This window comes from Pseudomonas sp. EMN2 (assembly GCF_009650555.1).
Classification (GTDB): domain Bacteria; phylum Pseudomonadota; class Gammaproteobacteria; order Pseudomonadales; family Pseudomonadaceae; genus Aquipseudomonas; species Aquipseudomonas sichuanensis.
In genome coordinates, this window is record NZ_VZZR01000133.1 from 1 (window position 1) to 5,925 (window position 5,925).

Annotated in this window: 6 protein-coding genes; all 6 read right to left on the reverse strand. The window is 62.7% G+C overall.

Translation table 11 applies throughout. From position 1 onward, the window contains the following. Positions 1-11: 11 nt before the first annotated feature. A complete protein-coding gene (locus F6X61_RS26800) occupies positions 12-539 on the reverse strand; it encodes a FixH family protein (RefSeq protein WP_110994036.1) in 528 nt (175 codons plus the stop codon). 18 nt (positions 540-557) lie between these two features. Beyond that, positions 558-1,973, reverse strand: coding sequence for a cytochrome c oxidase accessory protein CcoG (gene ccoG, locus F6X61_RS26805; RefSeq protein ID WP_153789299.1), 1,416 nt, complete (start codon positions 1,971-1,973; stop codon positions 558-560). A 319-nt stretch (positions 1,974-2,292) separates the two neighbouring features. Beyond that, positions 2,293-3,273, reverse strand: a complete 981-nt coding sequence (gene ccoP, locus F6X61_RS26810; protein WP_153789300.1) for a cytochrome-c oxidase, cbb3-type subunit III — start codon at positions 3,271-3,273, stop codon at positions 2,293-2,295. Continuing rightward, positions 3,270-3,470 carry a cbb3-type cytochrome c oxidase subunit 3 gene (locus tag F6X61_RS26815; protein WP_153789301.1) on the reverse strand — a complete coding sequence of 67 codons (201 nt, stop codon included), beginning with the start codon at positions 3,468-3,470 and terminating at the stop codon, positions 3,270-3,272. Before F6X61_RS26815 ends, ccoP begins: the two co-directional genes overlap by 4 nt. 5 nt (positions 3,471-3,475) lie before the next feature. Further along, positions 3,476-4,084: a cytochrome-c oxidase, cbb3-type subunit II gene (gene ccoO, locus F6X61_RS26820; protein WP_153789302.1), complete on the reverse strand. Its 609-nt coding sequence runs from the start codon at positions 4,082-4,084 to the stop codon at positions 3,476-3,478. After that, positions 4,084-5,526, reverse strand: coding sequence for a cytochrome-c oxidase, cbb3-type subunit I (gene ccoN / locus F6X61_RS26825; RefSeq protein WP_153789303.1), 1,443 nt, complete (start codon positions 5,524-5,526; stop codon positions 4,084-4,086). Before ccoN ends, ccoO begins: the two co-directional genes overlap by 1 nt. Between the last annotated feature and the right edge of the window lie 399 nt (positions 5,527-5,925).

Below are 5,925 nucleotides of genomic sequence, written 5' to 3' on the forward strand. Positions count from 1 at the left end.
GCGGTGTTCGGTCAGTGATGCTCGGCCCCTTGAATGGCTTCATCCCCCAACTGCAAGGTCACGCCATGCTCGACCTTCTCCTCTTCGAACAACCGCCACACATGGTCATCCTGGCTGCCGAGCAACTCGACGAAGCGTCGGCCGTCGACCTTGTCATCCAGCTGGCCGACATAGCGGCCCGGCTCGGTGCGTGCCAGTTGTACCTTGCGGTCCTTGTTCGGCTGGGTTGGCGAAATCAGGTTCAGTTCCAGCGCCTGCGGGGCGCTGTTGCCGGTCAGGCGCACGTCCACTTCACCGGTCAGTTCGTCCAGGTGGATGCTGGCCTTGATGTTGAGGGTCTGGGCCAGCAATTCACGGTCCAGCGAGCGGTTGATGCCCTTGCCGGCTTCGTAATAGTTGTCGTTGACCAGGTTGTCCGGGTTGCGCACGGCGATGCTGACCATGGTCAGGCTCAGGCATACCGAGGTGGCCAGGATGCCGATGATGATCCAGGGCCAGAGGTGCTTGTACCAGGGGCTGGCGGCGGTGGCGGCAGGCATTGTCTGTGTTCTCTCTAGTCAGCGGATCTGTGGGCCGATGAAGCGGCTCTTGGCTTCAACCTGGCTGGCGCTGTCGTCGGCGTCCTTGAGGATGAAGGTGATTTCGTTGGTGGTCGAGGGCAGTTTCTCCGGGGCAACCGACAGTTGCACCGGCAGGCTGACGATATCGCCGGCGGCCACGCGGATCTCGCGGTGGCCTTCGAGCCGCAGGTCCGGCAGGCCGGCGGCATCCAGCACGTAGACGTGGTCGCGCTGATCCTTGTTCATCACCTTCAGGCTGTACACGTTTTCGATCCGCCCCTGGGCGTTCTCGCGGTACAGCACCCGGTCCTTGGCCACGTCGAAGCCCACCAGCGAGCGGGTGGCGAAGGCGGTGGTCAGGGCGCCGATCATCACCAGCAGCACCAGCGCGTAGCCAATCAGGCGCGGGCGCAGCATGTGGGTTTTCTGCCCGGACAGGTTGTGCTCGGTGGTGTAGCTGATCAGGCCCTTGGGGTAGTTCATCTTGTCCATGATGCTGTCGCAGGCGTCGATGCAGGCGGCGCAGCCGATGCACTCGATCTGCAGGCCGTCGCGGATGTCGATGCCGGTAGGGCAGACCTGTACGCACATGGTGCAGTCGATGCAGTCACCCAGGCCCTTGGCTTTGTAGTCGATGTCCTTCTTGCGCGGGCCACGGGTTTCGCCACGGCGCGGGTCGTAGCTGACGATCAGGGTGTCCTTGTCGAACATCACGCTCTGGAAGCGCGCGTAGGGGCACATGTACACGCACACCTGCTCGCGCAGCCAGCCGGCGTTGCCGTAGGTGGCCAGGGTGAAGAAACCGACCCAGAAGTAGGCCCAGCCGTCGGCCTGCCCGGTGAAGAACTCGATGGCCAGCTCGCGGATCGGCGAGAAGTAGCCGACGAAGGTCATGCCGGTGACGAAGCCGATCAGCAACCACAGGCTGTGCTTGGCGAACTTGCGCAGGAACTTGTTGCCGCTCATGGGCGCCTTGTCCAGCTTCATGCGTTGGTTGCGGTCACCCTCGGTGACTTTTTCGCACCACATGAACACCCAGGTCCACACGCTTTGCGGGCAGGTGTAACCGCACCAGACGCGGCCGGCGTATACAGTGATGAAGAACAGGCCGAAGGCCGCGACGATCAGAAGGCCCGAGAGCAGAATGAAGTCCTGCGGCCAGATGGTGGCGCCGAAGATGTAGAACTTGCGCTCGGGCAGGTTCCACCACACGGCCTGGTGGTCGCCCCAGTTCAACCAGACGGTGCCGAAATACAGCAGGAACAACACCGCACCGCCGACCATCCGCAGCCTGCGGAAAATGCCGGTAAAGGCGCGGGTATAGATTTTTTCGCGTGATGCGTAGAGGTCGACGGATTCCTTCCCTTTGCTGGCAGGCGGGGTGACGTCATGTACCGGAATTTGCTTGCTCATCATCTAGTCCCACGGCAGTGGAGAAACGCCGCGGCCAGTGCTTGCCGGCCGCAGTCGCGCGCGTTCTGCTGGCGCTCTGCGGCCCATGATACGCCTGTGCTGGCGTGCCGGGGCCTTGCTGCGACACTTAGTCGCGTTGGGTGCTGGTTTGAATCGTGATATGGCGGGTGTCAATTGATCCAGGTCATGGGGCCTGCAGGAATTGTGGTGTCAGTGCCGGCCTCTTCGCGGGTAAACCCGCTCCCACAGGTACTACGCAATGTTTGAGGGTGCAGTGGACCTGTGGGAGCGGGTTTGCCCGCGAAGAGGCCAGCCAGCCTTACTCGGCCTGGGCCGGTGCCTGATCCTGATGCGACAGGCTGTACACATACGCCGCCAGCAGGTGCACCTTGTCGTTGCCCTGCAACTGTTCCTGGGCCGGCATCTGGCCCTGGCGACCGTAGCGGATGGTCTGTTGCAACTGGGCGAAGCTCGAGCCGTAGATGAACGCCTGCGGGTGGGTCAGGTTCGGCGCACCCATGGCCGGGGTGCCCTTGCCCTCAGGGCCATGGCAGGCCACGCAGTTGGTGGCGAAGATCTGCTGGCCCTTGACCGGGTCGGCCTTGGCATCCTCGGGCAGCGTGCGACCGTCGAGCTTGGTCAGCACGAACGCTGCCACGTCAGCCACACCCTGTTCGCCGATCACCGTGCCCCAACCCGGCATCACCCCGTGGCGCCCGCCCATGATGGTGGTCTTGATGGTTTCCGGTTCACCGCCCCAGCGCCAGTCGTTATCGGTCAGATTGGGGAAACCGTAGGCGCCCTTGGCGTCAGAGCCGTGGCACACCGAGCAGTTGGAGGCGAACAGGCGTGCGCCCATCTTCAGCGCCTGCGGGTCCTTGGCCACTTCCTCCACCGGCATGGCGGCGAACTTGGCGAAGATCGGCCCGAAGCGAGCGTCGGCCTTGGCCATCTCCTTTTCCCACTCGTGCACGCCGGTCCAGCCTGGCTGGCCGTTGGAAAACTCGGTCTTCTTGTCGTTGTCGACGTACGCGTAGCCCGGCAGGATGCCTTTCCAGTTGCCCAGGCCCGGGTACAGCACCAGGTAGCCGAGGGCGAACACGACGGTGCCGACGAACAGCCAGAACCACCATTTGGGCAGCGGGTTGTCGTACTCCTCGATGCCATCGAAGGCGTGGCCGACGGTTTGATCGGTGATCTCTTCGCGCTGGCCCTTGCGGGTCGACAGCAGCAGCCAGCTCAAGGCGAAGATGGTGCCCAGGGTCAGGACGGTGACGTACAGACTCCAGAAGGTTGTCATTGTTGTTTGCTCCCAGAAGCTTTTTGCGCTTTCGCGTGCTCAACGTGGCGAGTGGCCTCGGGGTCGTCCGCAAATGGCAATTGCGTGGCCTCGTCGAACTCCTTCTTGCGCCGCGGGCTGAACACCCACAGCGCCAAGCCCACGAAAGCCACCAGCACCACGACGGTGCCCAGGCCGCGAATCATCCCGATATCCATCAGTGTCACCGTTTGCTTTTGATGAGGGTGCCAAGGCCTTGCAGGTACGCCACCAGGGCGTCCATTTCGGTCTTGCCCTTGACCGCGTCGCGGGCACCGGCGATGTCTTCGTCGGTGTACGGCGTGCCGAGGGTGCGCAGGACTTCCAGTTTCTTGGCGGTGTCCTTGCCATCGAGCTTGTTCTCGACCAGCCACGGGTAGGACGGCATCTTCGATTCCGGCACCACGTTGCGCGGGTTGTACAGGTGCGCGCGGTGCCAGTCATCGGAGTAGCGGCCACCCACGCGGGCGAGGTCCGGGCCGGTACGCTTGGAGCCCCACAGGAACGGATGGTCCCACACGCTTTCGCCGGCTACCGAGTAGTGGCCGTAGCGTTCGGTCTCGGCGCGGAACGGGCGGATCATCTGCGAGTGGCAACCCACGCAGCCTTCGCGGATGTAGACATCGCGGCCTTCCACTTCCAGCGCGGTACGCGGCTTCATGCCCTCGACCGGCTTGTTGGTGACGTCCTGGAAGAACAGCGGGACGATCTGGGTGAGGCCACCGACGCTGACGGCGATGACCATGAAGAAGGCCATCAGGCCAATGTTCTTCTCGACTGCTTCATGCTTCATCAGTGGGCTCCCACGACGACGATCTTGGCGGCTTCCTCAGCCTGTGCCGGGTTGGCGGCACGCACGGTGCGATACACGTTGTAGGCCATCAGCAGCATGCCCGAGGCGAAGAACGCACCGCCCAGGGCGCGGACGATGTAGCCCGGGTGGCTGGCCTGCAGCGCTTCGACGAACGAATAGGTAAGGGTGCCGTCGTCGTTGATGGCGCGCCACATCAGGCCCTGGGTGATGCCGTTGACCCACATCGAGGCGATGTACAGCACAGTGCCGATGGTCGCCAGCCAGAAGTGCGCGTTGATCAGGCCGACGCTGTGCATCTGCTCGCGGCCGTAGAGTTTCGGGATCATGTGGTACACCGCGCCGATGGAGATCATCGCCACCCAGCCCAGGGCGCCGGCGTGCACGTGGCCGATGGTCCAGTCGGTGTAGTGGGACAGCGAGTTGACGGTCTTGATGGCCATCATCGGGCCTTCGAAGGTGGACATGCCGTAGAACGCCAGCGAGACCACCAGGAAGCGCAGGATCGGGTCGGTGCGCAGCTTATGCCAGGCCCCCGACAGGGTCATCATGCCGTTGATCATGCCGCCCCAGCTTGGCGCCAGGAGGATGATCGACATCACCATGCCCAACGACTGCGCCCAGTCCGGCAGGGCGGTGTAGTGCAGGTGGTGCGGGCCAGCCCAGATGTACAGGGTGATCAGCGCCCAGAAGTGCACGATCGACAGGCGATAGGAGTAGATCGGGCGCTCGGCCTGCTTGGGCACGAAGTAGTACATCATCCCCAGGAAGCCGGTGGTGAGGAAGAAGCCCACGGCGTTGTGGCCGTACCACCACTGGATCATCGCGTCGGTGGCGCCGGAGTAGGCCGAGTACGACTTGAACAGGCTCACCGGCAGCGACATGTGGTTGACGATGTGCAGCATCGCGGTGACCACGATGAAGGCACCGTAGAACCAGTTGCCGACATAGATATGCTTGGTCTTGCGCTTGACGATGGTGCCGAAGAACACCAGCCCGTAGGTCACCCAGACGATGGCCAGCAGGATTGCCAGCGGCCACTCGAGCTCGGCGTATTCCTTGGTGGTGGTGAAGCCCATGGGCAGCGTGATCAGCGCGCCGACGATCACCGCCTGCCAGCCCCAGAAGGTGAAGGCGGCCATGCTGTCGGAGATCAGGCGGGTCTGGCAGGTACGCTGCACCACGTAGTAGCTGGTGCCGAACAGGGCACAGCCACCGAAGGCGAAGATCACCAGGTTGGTGTGCAGTGGGCGCAGGCGGCCGAAGCTCGTCCATGGCAGGTCCAGGTTGAGCTGGGGCCATACCAGTTGCGAGGCGATGAAGACGCCAAGCCCCATGCCAAGGATCCCCCAGACCACCGTCATGATGGCGAACTGGCGGACGACCTTATAGTTATAAGCAGTCGGACTGATTGCAGTGCTCATTCTAAGGTTCCACGGTTTGGGTATTCTTGTTGGTTGGTAAATCGGCGCCAGTATCGATAACCACCAGGGTTATTACAATGCAAGGCGACTGGTGCCGACCCGTGTCCAAACCCTGTTCGCCACCGTCCCGTGGCGTTGGGGTTCGAACGATTGTACACAAATAAATCTTTGTAATGTGTACCGTTTCCCATGTTTTTCTGATCGATCGGTCAAGCTTTTATTGCCGGGACGGGCACGCAAGGCATCATCCCAAAGCGCGGGCTCGCAAGACTGGAATCGTTGCGTGGTATCAGGCTTTGCACCACGTCTGCTCCGGCTGCTGCGAGCAGGGCCACTGTGGCAACAAGCTTAGTTGTGTTCGGAGGGGGTGCAAGGCGGGGGAGAGGCGAGGGAGGGGCA